Annotated in this window: 17 protein-coding genes and 1 pseudogene; 5 read left to right on the forward strand and 13 right to left on the reverse strand. The window is 43.9% G+C overall.

Annotated elements, in window-relative coordinates; all coding sequences use genetic code 11:
• From gabT to ASD40_RS28495, 8 genes and pseudogenes are all read right to left on the reverse strand, one after another.
• Positions 1-1,289, reverse strand: a pseudogene (gene gabT, locus ASD40_RS28460) (4-aminobutyrate--2-oxoglutarate transaminase); the annotation flags it as partial.
• 104 nt (positions 1,290-1,393) lie between these two features.
• The gene (gene rpoN, locus ASD40_RS28465; RefSeq protein ID WP_057306509.1) at positions 1,394-2,704 is read right to left on the reverse strand and encodes an RNA polymerase factor sigma-54; all 1,311 of its coding nucleotides are present in this window, start codon (positions 2,702-2,704) and stop codon (positions 1,394-1,396) included.
• A gap of 319 nt (positions 2,705-3,023) precedes the next feature.
• The gene (glpX, locus tag ASD40_RS28470) at positions 3,024-3,989 is read right to left on the reverse strand and encodes a class II fructose-bisphosphatase (RefSeq protein WP_057306510.1); all 966 of its coding nucleotides are present in this window, start codon (positions 3,987-3,989) and stop codon (positions 3,024-3,026) included.
• A gap of 41 nt (positions 3,990-4,030) precedes the next feature.
• Complete coding sequence (locus ASD40_RS28475) at positions 4,031-4,831, reverse strand: pyruvate, water dikinase regulatory protein (protein WP_057306511.1); 801 nt, start codon at positions 4,829-4,831, stop codon at positions 4,031-4,033.
• A 15-nt stretch (positions 4,832-4,846) separates the two neighbouring features.
• Positions 4,847-5,458, reverse strand: a complete 612-nt coding sequence (locus ASD40_RS28480; protein WP_057306512.1) for a helix-turn-helix transcriptional regulator — start codon at positions 5,456-5,458, stop codon at positions 4,847-4,849.
• A gap of 68 nt (positions 5,459-5,526) precedes the next feature.
• On the reverse strand, positions 5,527-7,107 hold the full coding sequence (gene pckA, locus ASD40_RS28485) for a phosphoenolpyruvate carboxykinase (ATP) (RefSeq protein ID WP_057306513.1): 1,581 nt from the start codon (positions 7,105-7,107) through the stop codon (positions 5,527-5,529).
• Between the two features lie 222 nt (positions 7,108-7,329).
• Positions 7,330-7,872 (reverse strand): chromate transporter, encoded by a 543-nt coding sequence (locus ASD40_RS28490; protein WP_057306514.1) that lies wholly within the window; start codon positions 7,870-7,872, stop codon positions 7,330-7,332.
• Positions 7,873-7,887: 15 nt separating this feature from the next.
• Complete coding sequence (locus ASD40_RS28495) at positions 7,888-8,532, reverse strand: chromate transporter (protein WP_057306515.1); 645 nt, start codon at positions 8,530-8,532, stop codon at positions 7,888-7,890.
• 246 nt (positions 8,533-8,778) lie between these two features.
• Here ASD40_RS28495 and ASD40_RS28500 point away from each other — a divergent pair, with 246 nt between their 5' ends.
• A complete protein-coding gene (locus ASD40_RS28500; protein WP_057306516.1) occupies positions 8,779-9,150 on the forward strand; it encodes a hypothetical protein in 372 nt (123 codons plus the stop codon).
• Between the two features lie 72 nt (positions 9,151-9,222).
• Here ASD40_RS28500 and ASD40_RS28505 read toward each other — a convergent pair whose 3' ends face one another.
• The 3 genes from ASD40_RS28505 to ASD40_RS28515 all read right to left on the reverse strand — a co-directional run bounded on the left by ASD40_RS28505 (position 9,223) and on the right by ASD40_RS28515 (position 11,492).
• Positions 9,223-9,837: a YitT family protein gene (locus ASD40_RS28505; protein ID WP_057306517.1), complete on the reverse strand. Its 615-nt coding sequence runs from the start codon at positions 9,835-9,837 to the stop codon at positions 9,223-9,225.
• Between the two features lie 117 nt (positions 9,838-9,954).
• Positions 9,955-10,437: a YhcN/YlaJ family sporulation lipoprotein gene (locus tag ASD40_RS28510; protein WP_057306518.1), complete on the reverse strand. Its 483-nt coding sequence runs from the start codon at positions 10,435-10,437 to the stop codon at positions 9,955-9,957.
• 125 nt (positions 10,438-10,562) lie between these two features.
• Positions 10,563-11,492 carry a DMT family transporter gene (locus tag ASD40_RS28515; RefSeq protein WP_057306519.1) on the reverse strand — a complete coding sequence of 310 codons (930 nt, stop codon included), beginning with the start codon at positions 11,490-11,492 and terminating at the stop codon, positions 10,563-10,565.
• Positions 11,493-11,709: 217 nt separating this feature from the next.
• On the opposite strand from ASD40_RS28515, the gene ASD40_RS28520 reads away from it, so the two are divergent.
• The 4 genes from ASD40_RS28520 to ASD40_RS28535 all read left to right on the forward strand — a co-directional run bounded on the left by ASD40_RS28520 (position 11,710) and on the right by ASD40_RS28535 (position 15,660).
• Positions 11,710-13,113, forward strand: coding sequence for a spore germination protein (locus ASD40_RS28520; RefSeq protein ID WP_057306520.1), 1,404 nt, complete (start codon positions 11,710-11,712; stop codon positions 13,111-13,113).
• Positions 13,114-13,124: 11 nt separating this feature from the next.
• Positions 13,125-14,213 carry a GerAB/ArcD/ProY family transporter gene (locus ASD40_RS28525; RefSeq protein WP_057306521.1) on the forward strand — a complete coding sequence of 363 codons (1,089 nt, stop codon included), beginning with the start codon at positions 13,125-13,127 and terminating at the stop codon, positions 14,211-14,213.
• Positions 14,206-15,327, forward strand: coding sequence for a Ger(x)C family spore germination protein (locus ASD40_RS28530; RefSeq protein WP_057306522.1), 1,122 nt, complete (start codon positions 14,206-14,208; stop codon positions 15,325-15,327). Before ASD40_RS28525 ends, ASD40_RS28530 begins: the two co-directional genes overlap by 8 nt.
• A 114-nt stretch (positions 15,328-15,441) precedes the next feature.
• Entirely contained in the window at positions 15,442-15,660 is a 219-nt protein-coding gene (locus ASD40_RS28535; RefSeq protein ID WP_057306523.1) for a hypothetical protein, read from the forward strand.
• On the opposite strand, the gene ASD40_RS28540 is transcribed toward ASD40_RS28535, so the two are convergent.
• Both ASD40_RS28540 and katA read right to left on the reverse strand, forming a co-directional pair.
• Positions 15,657-16,151: a hypothetical protein gene (locus ASD40_RS28540; RefSeq protein WP_057306524.1), complete on the reverse strand. Its 495-nt coding sequence runs from the start codon at positions 16,149-16,151 to the stop codon at positions 15,657-15,659. The genes ASD40_RS28535 and ASD40_RS28540 overlap by 4 nt on opposite strands.
• Positions 16,152-16,253: 102 nt before the next feature.
• Positions 16,254-17,705: a catalase KatA gene (gene katA, locus ASD40_RS28545; RefSeq protein WP_057306525.1), complete on the reverse strand. Its 1,452-nt coding sequence runs from the start codon at positions 17,703-17,705 to the stop codon at positions 16,254-16,256.
• Positions 17,706-18,575 lie beyond the last annotated feature (870 nt).

The raw sequence follows: 18,575 nt of genomic DNA on the forward strand, positions 1-18,575 counted from the left end.
TCATACCCCCATCGTTAATTTGGCCAGAACTAACTTCCTCAGAACATCGCCGATAATATCCAGTCCTTCTTGAAGCTGCTCACCTGTAATGACCAGCGGCGTGAGGAATCGCAGAACGTTACCTTGAACTCCTGCGCTTAGAACGATTACGCCCGCTTCATAGCAGGCTTTTACGCAGCTAGCTACCAGTTCTTTGGAGGGTTTACCCGTCACGGGATCCACAAACTCAATACCGCACATCGCTCCAAGTCCTCTTACATCAGCAATATGTGGAACATCTTCTTGCAATGCTATAAAGAAACTGCGAATTTTATCGCCAATGATTTTGGATTTCCCTGGAAGGTCGTCTCGTTCCATCATTTCAATAACAGCCAAAGCAGCAACGCAGCCTAACGGGCTCCCACCGTAGGTGCCCCCGATTTCACCAGGTCCAGGTGCATCCATAATTCCCGCTCTGCCTACCACTGCGCTAATGGGAAGTCCCGCCGCAATTGATTTAGATAACGTCATTAAATCCGGCTCAATACCGAATTGACTGGAGGCAAAAATCGTACCTGTCCGTCCAAAACCCGTCTGAATCTCATCCGCGATAAAAAGAATGTCATTCTGCTTACAGATTTTATACACACCTTGCACAAAAGATTTAGGAGGCACTATAAAGCCGCCCTCTCCCTGTACAGGCTCCATAATAACTGCGGCAATCTCTTCTGGGGCACTTCCGTAAATAGGAAGTCTTCAAACTGCTTCAGGCAAAAGTCGGCATATTCTTCCTCCGTCATCGATGCAGGACGGTTGAAGGGATACGGGAACGGAGCTTTATAGGTCGCAGGGGCAAAGGGTCCCATATTAAATTTATATGGCTTTACTTTACTAGTCAGTGACATACCAAGTAATGTACGTCCATGAAACCCGCGAGTAAACGAGACGATACCTGTTTTCCCTGTGTATTTCCGAGCGATCTTCACCGCATTTTCTACTGCTTCCGCGCCACTGTTAAGAAAAATCGTCTTTTTCTCGAAGTTACCTGGCGTAATTTCATCTAATTTCTTGGCAAGCTGCACGTAAGGTTCGTACATCGCAATATGGAAGCAAGTATGCAGATATAATTCTGCTTGTTTTTGAATGGCCTGTACTACTTCCGGCGGGCAGTGCCCTGCATTTAATGAACCAATCGCACCAACAAAATCTAAAAATACATTGCCATCTACGTCGTGCAATAAAGCCCCTTCTGCTTTTTCAACAAAAATAGGCGAATTATTGCTAACCCCTTTAGGTACATATCTTTTTCTCGGCGGTCCATCAAATAGGGAATGTCCAGCCCATTTTCGTCGTAAATTGCACCCAAGGCATAAGAAAAACCCGCCGAGAGGAATTGCCTCTGGCGGGTTTATGCTTACAAAATATTCTTTCGCAGTGCAGAAGATAAAATATGCAGCTCTTCACGATATTTGGTCACCGTTCTGCGTGAAATGCGAATGCCCTCTTCCGATAAAATTTCTACAACTTTTTGATCAGAATAAGGCTGTTTCTTATGTTCCTGTGAAATGAGTTCTTTGATTCTTATCTTGATTGTTTTGATAGACGTTAGTTCACCTACATCTGATTGCAGCCCCGAAGAAAAGAAATATTTAAGCTCAAGCACGCCATAGGGTGTACGAATGTACTTGTTTTGTACCGTCCTACTAATCGTAGATTCATGGAGGTCAAGTTTCTCGGAAATCATTTTTAAAGTTAAGGGCTTCATGCCACGTTCGCCGATCTCTAAAAACGTCAGCTGTTCTTCAAAAATAGCCCGAATGACCCGGTACAGGGTCATCTTCCGCTGCTCCAGGCTGCGCACAATCCAATCGGCTGTTTTCCATTTTTCTTTCAGAAAGGACACCGATTCTTTACAACCTGCATGCTGGATATGATTATAATAGTTCGTATTAACTGAGGTCTTTGGGACTGCGCCCGCATTCATTTGGATCACGATGTTCCCATGTTCTTTATAAATAGTAGCATCGGGAATGATATAAGATTCTTCGATCCAGCTGAAGGCCATACCAGGTCGTGGATTCAAACTACGAATATAGGTGACGATCTCCTTCACTTGCATGAGTGTTACACCTAATTGCACCGCAATCTTATCCAGCTTCATTTGAGCAAGCTGCTGCATACATTGGCTGACCACTTCAAAAGTGCCATGCGGTGCGGCATGATCCTTAGAAATCTGCAGCAATAAGCATTCCTGCAAGTCTCTTGCTCCTACGCCCGGCGGATCCAGGGACTGTATGCAAGCTAGTGCTTCTTCGACAACTTCTTTAGGCTTATTCAAAAACGAGCTTACTTCCGTAATAGAAAGGGGTAAATAACCTCTATCATCTAAATTTCCTGCCAGATAGGCTGCCGTCTGATATAAGGTTTCGGAAACCCCTGCTATCCGCAGTTGGCTAAGAAGCCACTGCTCCAATGTTTCCTCCCTCGCCTTCGCCTTCCATAGCGGATCTGTGATTGACCCCGCCATTTGTGAAGATTTACCCGATTTCAAATGAGAACTTGTGAATGATTCTATGTCCAGTATGGGATTTTCCAAGGCTTGCTCTTGGAGGTACTGCGATAACTCATAGCTTGATAATTGCAATATATGAATGGACTGTTGCAGTTCAGGAGTCATCGTTAGCTTTTGGTTCTGCACTTGTGTTAGACTATAGCCTGTTCTCATACCTGGTTCCTCCTTGAGTTTTGCCATGGCAATACTTTTCGTGTTGAGCATAAGTCCCTTTTATTGAAAACGCTTACGATTATTATAAATCAATTATAGCTCTATTTAAACCCATTTTGCTTATGGTAACATCCTACAGCTCGCCTGCTTATCATCTCCAGACGTATGATGACGCTTCCCCTTCTTTTTATCAAGCAATAATCGTGCCAAGGGATTACAATATCACATAAAGTTGTTCTATTTTTAAACACAAAGAAATCTCTCCTTATACCAAAGAGAGATTTCTTTGCATGCGTTTATGTAGTCCCTTAATGTCTGCTCAGGCGCTCCCGAGGTGGTACTCATGCATCTGATGCACGCATTGGATGAAACGGACCGTCTGTGTTTGCGCCCTCATAACGACAGAATGTGTTTCTGCGCGACCGCCAAATAGAAATTTAACTCCGCTCAGGAAGTCGCCCGAGGTCACACCGGTTGCAGCGAAATAAATGTCAGATTCGCCTACTAACTCGCGCATTCCAAGCACTTTGGATGGATCAGCAATCCCCATTTTCTTGCATCGTTGTATTTCTTCTTCGTTATCAGGAAGAAGCCGTCCTTGAAATTCGCCTCCCATACAACGTAGTGCAGCCGCGGCGAGTACCCCTTCCGGTGCGCCTCCGGAACCCACGTGCAGATCAATGCCCGTTTCAGGGAAAGCCGCAGCCATAGCACCAGCTACATCGCCATCATTCAGTAAATGAATTTTGACACCTAACGTCCGTAAAACAAGGATTTTATCAGCATGTCTTTTGCGATCCAGGATGGAGACAGTCAGCTCTGTTATCTCTTTTTGTAACTGAAGAGCGGCCTTTCTAATCGTTAGTTCTAGGGGGTCACCCAAATTCAATTTGCCAACCAACCGCGGTCCTACTGCCAGCTTCTCCATATACATATCCGGTGCATGCAGCAGGTTCCCTTTCTCAGCTATGGCTACCACGGAAAGGGCATTACTCCTGCCGCTAGCTACAATATCGGTACCTTCGAGCGGATCAACAGCCACATCATATTCGGGACCCAACCCATTTCCTAAAGACTCACCGATGAACAGCATCGGGGCTTCATCCATCTCACCTTCACCAATGACAACCGTTCCTCGAAAAGGAATGGAGCTAAAAATAGAACGCATAGCAGAAGTTGCTGCCTCGTCAGCGCTGTGTTTATTCCCTTTTCCCGTCCAACGTGCGGACGCCAAAGCTGCAGATTCTGTTACTCGCACAATTTCCAGAGACAAATCTCTTTGCATACATCATTCACCCTTTCTATTAGGAAATGTTGGCTTCCTGGCTATCTGTCTGCTAGAATCAGGCCAGCCGTTTCTTCAATGGCCTTCTCACTTACATCGATGATCTTACAACCAAGCTCACGATATAATTTCATTGCGAATGCCAACTCTTCTTCGACTCGCTCCCCTGTCGCATATTTAGCGCCAAAAGGAAGTCCGACCGCTTTCAGACGTTCCGTACGAATACGTACCAGATGTTCGGGACTCATCGTCAAACCAATCAATTTACTCGGGTCTAGCTCATATATAATTGCAGGCGGCTTTACCTCAGGAACAAGCGGGTAATTCGCCACCTTATAGCCTTTGTGCGCCAAATAAATGCTCAGTGGCGTTTTAGAGGTTCGGGAAGGTCCAATTAAAATAATCTGTGCTTGTTTCATAGCGCTTGGGTCCTTGCCATCGTCACTGTTTACCGTGAACTCGACCGCTTCTACCCGTTGGTAGTATTGTTCATCCAGCTGATAAAGCAGACCGACTTTCCGCTTCGGAGAATCTTTAAAGGTATCTATGAAAGCCTGCATCATGGGTCCCATGATATCAATGGCATTTACACTTAAACGTATGGCTTCCTGCCGCATCATTTCTCTAAGCTCAGGTAGTACTAGCGTATAAGCAATGAACCCATCCACTTTCGCTGCCTCTTCTACTAAAGCGCGTACTTCATCTTCCGTTCGGATCGATCCGAAACGTCTGACTTGCACTTGGCTTGCATTAAATTGGCGGATCGTTGCTTGTACGACAGTATTCGCCGTTTCCCCCACTGAATCCGAACAAACGAAAATCGTATGGATCTTCTCTCCCACTTACACTCCCCCTGATTAAGTCCCCAGCGCCACATCAAGCAGCAATTTGGTCATTGTTGTTTTCGTAATTCTGCCAACCACTTCACCTGGCTCTTGATCAGCCTCACTCTTAACCACAGGCAGCCCATCCACTTGATGATGAATCATTTTCCGTGCTGCTTCTAATACACTGTCTTCAGGGTTTACCGTCACAACATTCGGATGCCTAGTCATGACTAGTGAAACGGGCATCGTATTTGCCGTCGCCTGCCCAAGCGTAACCTTTAGCAAGTCCTTCCGTGTAACAATACCAGCTAAAGTCCCTTGCATATTCACGATAATCAAGCTTCCTACATTTTCGAGAAAAAGAGTGACTACAGCATCGCTTACGGTGACAGTTTCCCTTAGAACAATAGGGATTCCCATTACATCCTTTACTCTTACTGCTTCTATATGTTTGAATGGTGAATCTACTTCCAGAGCAGCCGTTCCTAGGAAATATCCAACTTTTGGTTTGGCGTCAATATAGCGAAGCATAACCAAAACAGCAAGGTCGGAACGAATCGTTGGACGGCTAATTCCAAGCAATTCAGCTATTCGTTCCCCTGTAATAGGTGCATGCTTTTTGACGAGATCGATCATTTCCATCTGTCGGGATGTAAGCTCTATGATATTTCCCTCCCTTCATCATTCATGTCTTACCTATTCTAACCCATCTAAACTTCGTTTGAAATCTTAGGTCCAGCTGCGATGATACGTTCATCGACACCCGCGAATTTTTGGAAGTTATGGATAAAACGCTGCGCTAATTCCTTCGCCTTGACGTCATATTGACTTTGATCTTGCCAAGTGTTCCTTGGCAGCAAGAGCTCGCTTGGAACCCCTGGAACAGCATCAGGACATAACAGACCGAAGAATGGAGCTTCCGTGAACGTCGTCTGCTCCAAGCTGCCGTTTAGAGCAGCTGTAACCATTGCTCTTGTATAACCTAAATTCATACGTTTGCCTTCGCCATAGGAACCGCCGACCCAACCTGTGTTAATGAGGTACACGTTGGCCTTATGTTCTTCGATCTTACGCCCCAGCATCTGTGCATAAACGTTAGGACGAAGCGGCAGGAAAGGCGCCCCAAAACATGTAGAGAAGGTGGCTTCCGGTTCCGTAACTCCACGTTCCGTACCAGCAAGCTTTGACGTGTAGCCAGACAAGAAGTGGTACATCGCTTGTTCTTTTGTCAGCTTGGATATAGGAGGCAGAACTCCGGAAGCATCTGCCGTCAGGAACATGATGACATCAGGGTGACCGCCGGTTCCCGGAATCTTCACTCCAGGGATATATTCCAAAGGATAGGCTGCACGTGTATTCTCCGTAATCTGCGTATTGCCGTATTCGGCAATGCCGCTGGAAGGATCAAGCACCACATTCTCCAAAACAGTGCCGAATCGGATCGCCTGCCAAATCTGCGGCTCCTTCTCTTCGGTAAGGCCAGCGCATTTTGCGTAGCAGCCTCCCTCGAAATTAAACACACCCGTCTCCGACCAGCCGTGCTCATCATCGCCAATGAGACGACGATTCGGATCTGCGGAAAGTGTCGTTTTCCCCGTGCCAGATAACCCGAAGAACAAAGCTACATTTCCTTCTTCACTGACATTGGCCGAGCAATGCATAGGTAGAACTTCTTGCCCAGGCAAAATATAATTCAAAACGCTAAAAATGGATTTCTTCATTTCACCAGCGTACTCCGTACCCCCAATCAGTACGATCTTTTTCTCAAAGGAGAGGCAGATGAACGTCTCTGATCTGGTACCGTCGGTGAGAGGATCGGCTTTTAAGCCGGGCAGAGCAATGACTGTGAACTCCGGTTTATGTGCCATCAGTTCAATCTTAGTAGGACGGATAAATAGTTGCCTTGCGAACAAATTGTGCCAAGCATACTCATTAACAACTCGAATCGGCAGCCTGTACGCCAAATCTGCTCCTGCGAACCCATCAAAGATGAACAATTCTTTCTTTGCCATGTAGTCTTGCGCTTTTTGATACAGCCGCTCGAACTGCTGCTCCGACATCGGCTGATTCACAGCTCCCCAATCGATATGATCAGTTACAGAAGCTTCATTTACAATGTATTTGTCCTTGGGAGAACGCCCTGTATACTTACCAGTGTTCACTTGAAGCGCTCCAGAGGACGCGAAAGTTCCTTCTTTACGCTCGATGCTCATTCTCATTAGCTCTGACACTGACAAATTGTAGTGGGTGGCACCTGCTCTTAGCTGTTCAACCTTTAGTTCTATGCTCATTCTCCCATTCCTCTCATCAATAAAGCATTTTTATATAGTGTGTTCTATTTGTTATATAGTGTACATTATATAACGAAATAAGTGAATATAATATTGTTTATAGCACATAAAATATTTTTTTATCACTATTCGACACAAATAATACACAATAATACGAAAAACTCTCCTTTCACTCCATCTGAAGGAATGAAAAGAGAGCCCTGTTAGAAGACGCTTTATAGTTCACTGAAAAAAAACAATGCCCATAACACCAGCAAATACGATGACCATAAAAGGATGCAGCTTATATTTTATAATTGCCAAGAAGGCACCTACCGCGATAAGCACCGTCGCAATTTGGTCCCAAGTTATTTGGTACTTCACTGGACCTAACCCCGACCACCCGAAGTGTATCGCTGCAAAAATGATAAAGCCCGTTACTACCGGTTTCAAACCGTAGAAAGAAGATTTAAACCATTTATTCGCGTGCCATTTATATAAAAAAGCAGCTAATACAATGATAAGTATAAGTGAAGGCAAAACCATCCCTAGCGTAGCTGCAATAGCGCCGGGCACACCGGCTGTATGGAAACCGATTAATGTGGCACTATTCGTTGCAATCGGTCCAGGTCCTGTACCTGCTAAGGATATGACGTTATTAAAATCATCTGAATTGAGCCATTGATGCCTCTCTACCTCACGTTGGATAACAGGCATCATGGCGTAACCGCCACCGAATGAGATCATGCCAATTTTAAAGAAAGTAATAAACAAACTTAAAAGCATAGTTCACCTCATTCCTCAAATCCCGTCTGCGATGAAATAGTCGGCAGCACGATTGCTTTTGTTCCCTGACATTGCGTCCTCTTGCCTCTTGATCGGATTCTTCATTCCCCAGCGTTGTTTCAAGAAAACAACGGCAATCCCGACCAGTACGCCGAATATAATCATTAAAATGGGGGATATCGGTATGAAGATCAGCAGAAGAACGGTACTAACTGCAGCTATTAGCGTCATTTTATCTATAATAGATGATTTCGCCATTTTGTAAGCAGCGGCAGCAATCAATCCTACGATAGCGGCATGGATTCCTTCCATAATGGCTTGCATCTTGGGATAACTTTGAAGGAAAGTGTAAATGATACTAAGCAGTATCACGATAAAAAAAGTAGGAAGCGTAATGCCGATGACGGCTGCTACAGCTCCTCTTATTCCTGCTAAATGATACCCTACTAAAGCTGATACATTAACACCTACACCACCCGGAGCGGCACCTGAAATAGCAAGCAGTTCCGACATCTCATCGTCGGTCATCCACTTGTTCGTAACGACCACTTCTCTATGGATGGCTGGCAGCATGGCATAACCACCACCGAATGTGAGTGGACTTATACGAAGAAACGTCCAAAAAATACGTAATAAATGACGAAAGTTATTCATCGGCATGTTGGTTGACCTCCCCTGCACTTAATTCTATTTTGAACTAAAGACAATGAATTGTCCAATCAAAAGATTTAATCCCTTCTCTCAATATCGCTTATAATGCAGGATTAACGTCTAATTCAATCCCGATCATCCCGATTATTACACTAAGTTTAATTTATTTTGGTTGAAAGATAGGCTTCTTCCACTCACAGGGTAAGTTTCAATAAGAACAACCTTACCATCACCTTTTATAAGGAGTGATTCTTCATGAGCCGAATGATTCAAGCCTATTTTCACACTGAAAATCAAGCTGAGCATGCGAGGATTCTACTGCTGAAGTACAGTCCGGACATGCTCGAAGTTGGCAGATTGCCAGACGGCTACAATGGCACCGGACGCGTACTGTTGCCTTTTGTAGACGGAGTTGGAACTGGCGGAGAAACGAATCTGAACAGTGGTGTCGGAATTGTAGGTGTTATGCCAACAGTCGAAACACATTCTTCGGATGCCTATTGGGATAAGAATGAGGATGAAGATGCTCTTCATTATGTACTTTCAGCCAAAGTCAGCGATGTTGATTATCCGGCTGCTGTTGATCTTCTTCGCCGCAATCATGCACATATGGAGAAAATCGATTAAGACAAAAAACCGCGTTCTCTACGATTGTAGGGAACGCAGTTTTTTGCATATTCCACATAAATATTTCGTTGGTTATTTCATTGTACAAAGACTCGTCGCTATCCCGCCTGCGGTAATTGTAAGGATGGAAAGCAGGAATGTTTCAGCCGAAAGAAGCAGTCCTCCAAGGCAGATGATCATACCATCGATTATAAAAACAATTATTCCCACATTTATAGGAACCCATTTGGAAAAATATTGAGCCAACAAGTCCGTCCCTCCGGTACTGGTTTCATAACGCAGCATGATTCCAATTCCAGTACCTACAAAAAATCCGCCGATCAAGGAACTGCTAAACGGTGTTAAATCCACATAATATAAGAAAAGATCGCGGTATTGCCCAAAGAAATCGATTACGAATGAAGAAAAAAATAATCCAAACATACTGTTGTAAAACATGTCACTGAAATGGAACCATACCAAAATAAAAATAGGAATGCTGCACAAAAACATAACAAGTCCCACTTTGAGTCCAAATAAATAATTGATAATAAGTGCAATTCCAATGAGCCCGCCATCTAGTACCTTAAAAGGCATAAGAAAAAAATTGATACCCATTGAGATTAGTAAACTCCCCAAAATGATTGCTACATTTTTTTGTAACGAAAGCAAACAAACCAGCTCCTGTAAAAGGCTTGTCTGATTCATATGCTGTTACCTGAAATAAAAGAATCTAATCTTTTGAAAATGAAAGTTAAACGCAGCAGGCAGCCGCTAAAAATGCCGGCTGCCTGCTCATTAATGATTTCCATCCCTTATAAGTAATTATTTGGTGGTCGGGAAAACTCTAGCCACGATCTCTTTAAACTGATCAACAAAACCGGCTACTGGTCTTCCCTGTTGAACATCAAGTACATAAGCATTGAATCGATCCGCCATTTCTGGACTTGTTGAAACGTAGACATTCTGAATATTCGGATCCGTCGCTCTGACTTTATTGGCAATTTGGTCTTCTATTTCACGTGTTAATTGTTGGTCGTTTTTTAGTAAAGCTGCAACGTAGGCTTTTCTTTGGGTTACAAGTACATTGGCTTGTTTTACGCTTTCTAGCTCTGTGATTTTAGCTGCCGCTTCCTTCGCTATTTGGATGCGATTATCCTCATGACCTGGTTGTTGAACTTGTTGCTGTTTAATTGATTTATTTTGCTGGCTTTGGTTGTTTGGTTTAGCGGCACACCCCGAAAGTAATATCGACATGGTCGCTGCGGTTATAATCAAAACTTTATGAGAGCCTTTGGTTACAAACATCTTACACCCCTTATCTGTTTTATTCTTAATGTGTTTGTGCTTAGTATGCTTTACCAATCATTTTCATATTCATCTACATCATTCAAAGAAAATCGATTCAATGAAAAAAACCTAGCGAAGCCCCGCTAGGTTTTTGCTATCTCTATTCTTGCGCCCTTCATTTGCTGCTTCTTAATTGCATAATTCGTGATATACACCCCAACCACGATCCAAATAGCCCCTAAAAGATGATACATCCTTAACGATTCCCCCGTAAAAGCAGTTGCAAAAACGGCGCTGAACATCGGAATCAAATTCAGAAAACCCGCACAACGCTGAGGACCAGCAAGCTCAATAGCACGATTCCAGCTCAAGAAAGCAACAATCGAAGCAAACAAACCAATATAAATAAGTCCTGTTACAAGAGGTGGACTCCAGTCAACATGCGGCGACTTCAGCGCCCATTCCACTGCCGAAAGCGGAAGCAGCAGCACTAAAGCCACAGTCATTTGAATCAGTAAAAAAGGACTGGATGGGAATCGTCCTGACATCTTTTTCATACCCACCGAATATAGAGCCCAACACAGAACGGCCACTAGCATGAACAGGTCGCCTTTGTTAAAGGAAAGACTCAACAGCGCCGACGCACTCCCTCGACTAATAATCCAGCTCACACCAGCCATGGAGACCACAATTCCAGGTAAAGCCGACCAAGCGAAGCGCTCTTTCATAACTAGCCAGGTTAAAAGCACAACTATGATAGGTGTAGCCGAATTCATTAACGATGCATTAATCGAACCTGTATATTGGACAGCTACATAGGTTAACGTATTGAATCCCGCAACACCGGTTGCGGACAGAAAAAGAATCATTTTCCAGCTGCGGAGAAATTCAGTTCTTAGCTGCCAAGCCTGCCTACCGAAGAAAGGAAGAAGACAAATAAAAGCAATACTCCAACGTAATGCAGCTAGCGTAATCGGCGGAATGTGAAGGACAAGCGCCTTGCCAGCAACAAAATTGCCTCCCCATATACATGTGGCGAGAACTAACAGAATGTAGGGAGAATGTTTGATCATATAGATTCGAGCTCCTTTTTTGTAAAACTGTTGGATCAATCAGTTATTCATTCATTATGATACCATATGATTCAACCCACAAGGCGATGTATGGAAAATAAGACTCCTGATTGGGATCGTTTCTGTGAAGTCGAATAGCGAATTCGAAAAAGAAACATAATAAAGGATGGAAATATTGGGCAGTCCTGAATCACAGCGAGGAAGGAGATCGATAAGCATGAACGGAGACTTGAAGAGTGCTCCTAGTCTGTTAGAGCAAACGTTGCAACTGCTCAGCGATTGCTCGGATTTATCACATCTGCATCTCCCGCTTCCGCAAATCGATATCATTTATTTCGGTCACCTTGTCAGTTCAGAGGCTTTAAGAAAAGACGCCATAGAGCCTTTCAATAGGAAAGACGTTGATTTGGTCGCTACACTTAGCCAATCTTCCTATATGATTAAGCTGCAAGCAAGCGAACTTGTTACAGGCATTTTGGCTGGAAATATCGCTATTTACTATAAAAATAGAGGTTACTTGCACGAAGCTTACGCGCCTGAATCTCGATCCATTCAAAATTCAGAGACAGAAAGCGTCATTAATGGTCCCATGGACTCTTTCACTGAGTCACTCAGTACGAATTTGTCTTTGATACGGAGGCGTATCAAGGACCCTGGTTTAAAAGCAATCACCTACACGATCGGTACAAGAACAGGAACGACGATGGTTCTCCTTTATTTAGAGGGACTTGCAGAACCGGCGCATGTGCAAAAGTTAAGCGAAATGATTGAAAAGCTTGATATCCAAACCATCTATGATACGAATACACTAGTGCAACATTTAACACCCAACAAACTAGCCATTTTCCCTCAATTCCTAACAAGCGTTCGACCTGATCATATGGCAGACAAGCTGACAAGCGGCAAAATAGTGGGGTTGCTTGACGGGAGCCCAGTCGCATTCAGCGCACCAACCTCGTTTATTGAATTTTTCTCATCACCTGACGATTATTATCAGCCATGGGTCGTTGCTTCTGCGGTTCGCATTTTACGGTTCATTGCCTTATTCATCACACTTTGCTTCACTGCATTTTATGTATCTATAGTCACTTATCATTATGAAATGATTCCATCGTCCCTGCTGTTAAACTTAATGGAATCCCGTAATAAAGTGCCGTTCTCCCCTCTTATAGAAGCCATTGTTATGGAAATGACTATTGAGCTACTTCGCGAAGCTGGTGCGCGTTTACCTACCAAAATCGGTCAGACCATTGGTACCGTCGGCGGGATCGTCATCGGACAAGCGGCCGTTCAGGCTGGCATTACAAGCAATATCCTCATTATATCGATAGCTATTTCGGCTATCGCTTCCTTCGTCATACCCAGTTATATCATGAGTTCTTCTATCCGCTTGCTACGATTTGCGATCATTATACTGGCCGGTCTCCTCGGAAATTTCGGCCTGGTGTTTGGACTCAGCTTAATTATGATTCAGCTTTCTGGGTTTAACATGTTCGGCATCTCTTATTTATACCCAATTGCACCTTCGAACCCAATTCGATGGTTAGAACTCATTTTCCGAGCACCCATTCAGATTTTGACCAAACTCAAAAAGCCTACCACCAATAATCCGAACGAATGAAGGAGACACTCATGCGTGCTAAGCTTCCATTTTATCAGACCACCATTATGGCAAACTTCGCTCAAACCGGTGTCGTCATCATTAGCCTTCCTCGGCTAATTTCTGAGAATATCGGTACAAATGGGTGGGCAGCTTTACTTATCTGTTCGACCGTTGCCGCTTTCAATCTTCTGCTCATTTCATTCGTTTATCGATTAGGTAGAGGGAGGTCTATTTTTGAAATTTCACAATCTGCTTTACCGAATTTCATGGTAGTTCCTTTTTTCGGGGTTCTAGCTGGATTATGGGCAATTCTAGGCAGCTTGGTTGGTAAAGAATATATATTAATTTTAAAATCGTTATCGTTCCCCTCGCTCCACCCCGCTTATTTGTATATTTTATTTGAGATTCTTGTTTTCTTGCTTTTAACTAAGGGCATTATGAGTATCTCCAGAACAGCAGTCCTTTCATTTTATGTAATTATTTGGAATTTTTTACTTATTTTTTATGCCTTAGAAGATTTTGATCTATCACGTATGACTACCTTCTGGTTTAAAGATGCCACTCACTCCATCAAAGGGTGGATTGAGGTTTACATAGCCTTTCTGGGTTACGAACTTTGCCTTTTGCTTTTTCCATATTCCAATGAAAAAACGCATTTAATCCGTGCTTTTCAACTTGCAAATCTGATCACCACATTTTCTTATACGTTAACTGTATTTGTTGCCTTTGGCTTTTTCAGCCTCCATCAACTTCAGCATATGAAGTATCCTGTACTCAATTTGCTCTCGTATGTGGAACTCCCCTTTGTAAAACGAATCGATGATATCGTGTTTAATATTACTTTGTTTCGAGTTCTCATGACGAGTGTCCTATACAGTTGGGCAGCACTTGAAACGATAAAATGGCTCCTGCCAACTTCAAGCAAGCGATGGATACCCTATGTTATTTTAGTGATTTTCCCATTAGCTGCCTTGTTTGTCATACCCTCAGCGCTTGAAAAGACAGAACACTGGTTAAGTCTGTTTGGAATTTCTGAAGCAGGGGTTGCTTTCTTGCTGCCCATCTTCCTATTGGTCATCCTTTTAATTAACAAATATCGAGGGCGGAATTATGCGTAATTGGGTATTGGTTGTCTTCCTATTGAGTCTCACCGGTTGTGTTGAACAAAATCGCATTGAGAAATTAGGCATGTCTGATATCGTTGCTTTGGACTCTGTGTATGAAAGGAATGGAAAACCTTCTGAAACGGACGTGTCTACGGCTATCTCTATCCCGAAATCAGGATCAATGGACAATCAGCAAGCAGACATTCTACAAACCATAGCTGAATCCCCTAAAGATGGGCGGATCAAAATGTCCCGTAAAATCAACAAAGTCCTTGTTTCAGGGCAATTGAGAAGTATGCTGTTCGGGAAAGACTTGGCTAAACAGGGGATTTGGAACGAACTTGACTCCTATCGCCGCGATTATACCGTTGGTGAAAAACTGAAAATTGTCATCGTTAACGGCAGTGCTGTAGACATGTTGACTCATAAATATGCACAAATACGATCCGTCGGGAATCATATTGATCAGTTATTAACCCAAGAGGCCAAAATCCATGAGGTTCCTGATGTATCTCTGTACAGTTTCGTACGCGACTATTATGACGATGGTAGGGATCCAATCGCTCCTATGCTAATTGTAAAAGGTGATAATATTGAAATCGATGGGATTGCCCTTTTCAAAAATGATCGCTACATTGGCAAAATTAGTGCCGAACAAACCGTACTATTTGCTATTCTCAATAAAAGCTTCAAAATGGGCGAATTCGATATTACATTCATGGATCGTTCATCTGGGCGAAAAGAAAGTGCGATGATTAGTTCAATCGCCAGCAAAAGAGAAGTCATCGTTAACAAGCAGGGGAGTGAAAGCAAGATCCCTCAAGTCGTTATCCGTATTCGCTTAAGCGGCATTATATTGGAATATACAGGAAAATCGACATTCAAAAAACCGGAAGAACAAAAAAATTTAGATCAGGATTTGTCCGAAGCCATTCGCGAAAAATTACAAGCGATAGTTAGCCATGTGCAGCGCAGCGGCGGGGATAACTTGGGTATCGGAACTTACGTCCGCAATAGTATGAGCTATGAAAATTGGAACAATTTGAATTGGAAATCCATTTACCCCCGTGCCGATATCCGAGTAGAAGTTGATACCACAATTCGTGATTATGGTATGATTCGATAGCTTTTTAACTTGAAAGCTGCTTGAACTGTTTCTGGCTCTTTTAACGTTAATGTTCCTGTGCTAGAATCAGAGGAATGGCTTAACGAGACAAGGAGCACGGAGGTGAAAAGCCCAATGAACAAGACACTGTCAACGGATATGGAATTATTCGCGGCTGCGCTATCGCAAGTTACTGTAGTTGTCATTCAACATACAGCGGATGATATTCCAGTATTCATTGCTTCAGGCGTGGTAGAAAAGTATACGACTCATTCCGTAAAGATTGGCGCAACGAGTTATTTACGGGATGAAAGCGAGTTCCGCATTGATGAACGTTCAAGCCGTCAGCCTTAATAAAAGGTCACTTCACAATAGGAGCCTAAGGGAATCAATTCTTGCAAATAATCATACATGGCCTTTTTTTCTTTATCATGGAGTAATCGAATTGCGTGGAAATCAAAATGAATGATACTATCCGCCGCTTGATATCTGTTAAACTTTAAACGACCAAAAGGAAATAACCGGTTTATCGCCTCTATGATGCCATATTGATTCAAATCTCTCCGCATCGCTGTTTGGATGATTGCTGTCGGTATTTCTTGCAGTTGTGGAACTTTATCGGGTTGAACCGCGCTGTATGCCTTGACTTGAAAGTTGACATAGGGATATAAGTAACCGCTTGCAAAATGCTGTAGGCTTTGAGCATCCTTCTCGGGTAAATACAAATCTCCAGTCCAAGCGTAGATCGTCGCTTTATGCTTTTCAGGTGTATGAATTCTAATATATCTTAGATGCGGAAAACGATTCCTTACAAGTTTCTCGGACAATAAACGAGTTCCCACCATGATCACCTCTTCGGATTATGCCTTGCTCCCTTTAGCATATGCCATAGAAAAAAGACAGCTATCCTTTTGTGGCGAAAAGGTAGCTGCCTCTCACTATTCACTTCATTCTGGTATGGATAACCCAAGACCCTCTGCCACGCGGATCCCATATTCGGGATCTGCCTTATAGAAATGACCAATCTGTCTGAGCTTAATTTCATCCGACTCCACAGGTTTCATTGCACCAACAATCGTTTGAACAAGACGAGTACGTTCCTCTTCGCTTAACAAGCGGTATAAATCACCAGGTTGCGTGTAATGATCATGATGATCATAGGCAACACTGTCCGCCGACCCAGACACTTCGTAGGGTGCCGGTTTGTCCGCAGGCGTCTCCTTTGGTCCGCCAAGGCTGTTCGGCTCGTAGTATACGGAACCCCCACCATTGCTATCCGCACGCATTTGACCATCACGCTGATAGTTATTCACTTCACTCCGCGGGCGATTTATTGGCAATGCCTGATGATTAGCCCCCACCCGGTACCGATGTGCATCTCCATAAGCAAACAATCGTCCTTGCAGCATTTTATCAGGTGAAACATCGATTCCTGGTACGAGTGTCCCTGGCGAGAATGTAGCTTGCTCTACCTCAGCAAAATAATTTTCCGGGTTGCGATCCAGCACCATGCGCCCAACTTCAATTAAAGGATAGTCTTTCTGCGACCAAACTTTCGTGACATCAAAAGGATCAAAACGATACGTATTCACATCCTCAAGAGGCATGATCTGTACACACAGCTTCCAGGCTGGGAAATCTCCTTTATCAATCGCATTAAACAAGTCCTCGGTATGATAATCCGGATTGTCGGCCGCGAGCTGTGCAGCTACATCTGGCGCTAAGTTCTGGACGCCTTGTTCGGTTTTAAAATGATATTTCACCCACACACCTTCGCCCTCAGCATTGACCCATTTGAACGTATGACTGCCAAATCCATGCATATGCCTCAGCGTTGCGGGAATACCCCGATCCGACATTAGTATTGTCACTTGATGCAAAGATTCAGGAGATAATGACCAGAAATCCCAGACGGCATTTGGATTTTTCAAATGAGTTTGGGGGTGTCTTTTCTGTGTATGAATAAAGTCAGGGAATTTAATCGCGTCGCGAATAAAAAACACAGGCGTATTATTGCCGACCAAATCATAATTCCCTTCATCGGTATAAAATTTCACTGCGAATCCGCGCGGGTCCCGAACCGTGTCCGAAGAACCATTCTCACCAGCCACGGTTGAAAATCGAACGAACAGCGGTGTACGCTTGCCTACCTCTGAGAACAAGCTTGCTTTCGTATACTTCGTCAAATCTTGCGTGACTTCAAAATAACCGTGCGCTCCCGCACCTTTGGCATGAACCACTCGCTCAGGTACGCGCTCTCGGTTAAAGTGTGCCAGCTTTTCTAAAAGGTGGACATCTTGTATCAACGTCGGCCCCCGTGCCCCCGCCGTTATCGAGTTTTGGTTGTCCCCAACCGGAGCTCCCCAGCTGGTCGTAAGCTTGTTTTTTTCTGTACTCATTTTCGAATCACCTCTTCAGTAAAATGTTGAAACTCAGCATTAAGCGCTCTCATCGCTTACAGGATTATGTATGTGACAACCTTCCATTTCCCTTATTCATATGTATTCGAGAACCTGTCATGATATGATGCTGCGTCCATGCAAGCTCGATTTTCGTACTATTAGCTCTTGCCGCATTACGAAAGAGCGCGACAGCCACGGCTGAGACATCTGTAACGATGTTTAAACATCGTTACAAGCCACACGCAGCGCTGATGTCAGCGCTGCTTTCATCTGCAACGATGAAAATCATCGTTCCAACGCGACAGCCACGACTGAGAAATCTGCAACGATGAATATCATCGTTGCAGCGCACGACAGCCGTGGCAGAGACATCTGTAACGATGTAAAACATCGTTACAAGCCACACGCAGCCCCGATGTCAGCGCTGTTTTCATCTGCAACGATGAAAATCATCGTTCCCGACAGCCACGGCTGAGACATCTGTAACAATGTAAAACATCGTTACAAGTGGCACGCAGTGCCGATGTCAGCACTATTTTCATCTGCAACGATGAAAATCATCGTTCCAGCGCGCGACAGCCACGGCTGAGACATCTGTAACGATGTTAAACATCGTTATAAGCCACAAGCAGTGCCGATGTCAGCACTATTTTCATCTGCAACGATGAAAATCATCGTTGCAGCGCACGACAGCCGCGGCAGAGACATCTGTAACGATGTAAAACATCGTTACAAGCCACACGCAGCCCCGATGTCAGCGCTGTTTTCATCTGCAACGATGAAAATCATCGTTCCCTTTTACCACCTGTAATAAGTGAAACCTCTCGGTCACCCTAAAGATATAAATACACAAAAAAGCATCCCTCA

The sequence above is a fragment of the Paenibacillus sp. Root444D2 genome, from assembly GCF_001426375.1.
Lineage (GTDB): Bacteria > Bacillota > Bacilli > Paenibacillales > NBRC-103111 > Paenibacillus_E.

Excerpts from the sequence above, each read along its gene's own strand:
- rpoN (WP_057306509.1), bottom strand. The coding sequence starts at position 2,704 with ATGAGAACAGGCTATAGTCTAACACAAGTGCAGAACCAAAAGCTAACG.
- glpX (WP_057306510.1), bottom strand. The coding sequence starts at position 3,989 with ATGCAAAGAGATTTGTCTCTGGAAATTGTGCGAGTAACAGAATCTGCA.
- ASD40_RS28480 (WP_057306512.1), bottom strand. The coding sequence starts at position 5,458 with ATGGAAATGATCGATCTCGTCAAAAAGCATGCACCTATTACAGGGGAA.
- pckA (WP_057306513.1), bottom strand. The coding sequence starts at position 7,107 with ATGAGCATAGAACTAAAGGTTGAACAGCTAAGAGCAGGTGCCACCCAC.
- ASD40_RS28490 (WP_057306514.1), bottom strand. The coding sequence starts at position 7,872 with ATGCTTTTAAGTTTGTTTATTACTTTCTTTAAAATTGGCATGATCTCA.
- ASD40_RS28495 (WP_057306515.1), bottom strand. The coding sequence starts at position 8,532 with ATGCCGATGAATAACTTTCGTCATTTATTACGTATTTTTTGGACGTTT.
- ASD40_RS28500 (WP_057306516.1), top strand. The coding sequence starts at position 8,779 with ATGAGCCGAATGATTCAAGCCTATTTTCACACTGAAAATCAAGCTGAG.
- ASD40_RS28505 (WP_057306517.1), bottom strand. The coding sequence starts at position 9,837 with ATGAATCAGACAAGCCTTTTACAGGAGCTGGTTTGTTTGCTTTCGTTA.
- ASD40_RS28510 (WP_057306518.1), bottom strand. The coding sequence starts at position 10,437 with ATGTTTGTAACCAAAGGCTCTCATAAAGTTTTGATTATAACCGCAGCG.
- ASD40_RS28515 (WP_057306519.1), bottom strand. The coding sequence starts at position 11,492 with ATGATCAAACATTCTCCCTACATTCTGTTAGTTCTCGCCACATGTATA.
- ASD40_RS28520 (WP_057306520.1), top strand. The coding sequence starts at position 11,710 with ATGAACGGAGACTTGAAGAGTGCTCCTAGTCTGTTAGAGCAAACGTTG.
- ASD40_RS28525 (WP_057306521.1), top strand. The coding sequence starts at position 13,125 with ATGCGTGCTAAGCTTCCATTTTATCAGACCACCATTATGGCAAACTTC.
- ASD40_RS28530 (WP_057306522.1), top strand. The coding sequence starts at position 14,206 with ATGCGTAATTGGGTATTGGTTGTCTTCCTATTGAGTCTCACCGGTTGT.
- ASD40_RS28535 (WP_057306523.1), top strand. The coding sequence starts at position 15,442 with ATGAACAAGACACTGTCAACGGATATGGAATTATTCGCGGCTGCGCTA.
- ASD40_RS28540 (WP_057306524.1), bottom strand. The coding sequence starts at position 16,151 with ATGGTGGGAACTCGTTTATTGTCCGAGAAACTTGTAAGGAATCGTTTT.
- katA (WP_057306525.1), bottom strand. The coding sequence starts at position 17,705 with ATGAGTACAGAAAAAAACAAGCTTACGACCAGCTGGGGAGCTCCGGTT.